1 protein-coding gene is annotated in these 709 nt (G+C 42.6%); it reads left to right on the top strand.

Going from position 1 to position 709, the window contains the following annotated elements; translation table 11 throughout:
* Window positions 1–709: ATP-binding protein (locus tag H6A27_RS14465; protein ID WP_204509194.1), on the top strand; the 709-nt coding region annotated here is incomplete at both ends.

The raw sequence follows: 709 nt of genomic DNA, 5'->3' as shown, positions 1-709 counted from the left end.
TCTTCTTATATCTACTCTCGAAGCGTATTTCTCAGGCAAGCGTGAACTTTTTGCCGGGCTGGAAATGGATAAACTGGAGAAGGAGTGGATAGAGTATCCTGTGCTGCATCTTGACCTTAATACGCAAAAATATGACAGTGTAGAAAGGCTTGAAGGTATTCTGAATGATGCTTTATGCAGATGGGAGGATATTTATGGTAGTAGGGAAAGTGAAACGAGTCTGTCTTTACGTTTTCAGGGAATAATCCGCAGAGCAGCCGAAAAGACCGGACATAACACTGTCATTCTCATAGACGAATACGACAAGCCTATGCTTCAGGCCATAGGCGATCCTGAACTCCAGACTGAATACCGTAACACCCTGAAAGCTTTCTATGGAGCCTTGAAGTCTTGCGACGGATACATACAGTTTGCCATGCTAACAGGAGTTACAAAATTTGGAAAAGTAAGTGTGTTCAGCGATTTGAACAATCTGATGGATATCTCCATGATAAACCGTTTTTCCGATATATGCGGTATAACAGAGGAGGAGCTTCACAGATACTTCGACGATGATATTCACACTTTGGCCGAGAAACTTGGAACAGGTTATGAGGAAATCTGCGCACGCCTGAAACTGAATTATGACGGCTATCATTTCAGCTTTAAGTCACCGGGGATGTATAATCCTTTCAGCCTTCTGAATACCTTTGCCAATATGCAGATAGAT

The sequence above is a fragment of the Bacteroides caecigallinarum genome (genome assembly GCF_016902295.1).
In the GTDB taxonomy this organism is placed as follows: Bacteria; Bacteroidota; Bacteroidia; order Bacteroidales; family Bacteroidaceae; genus Phocaeicola; species Phocaeicola caecigallinarum_A.
The sequence above is the reverse complement of the archived record's forward strand: the minus strand, read 5'-3'. Positions and strand labels throughout refer to the sequence as shown.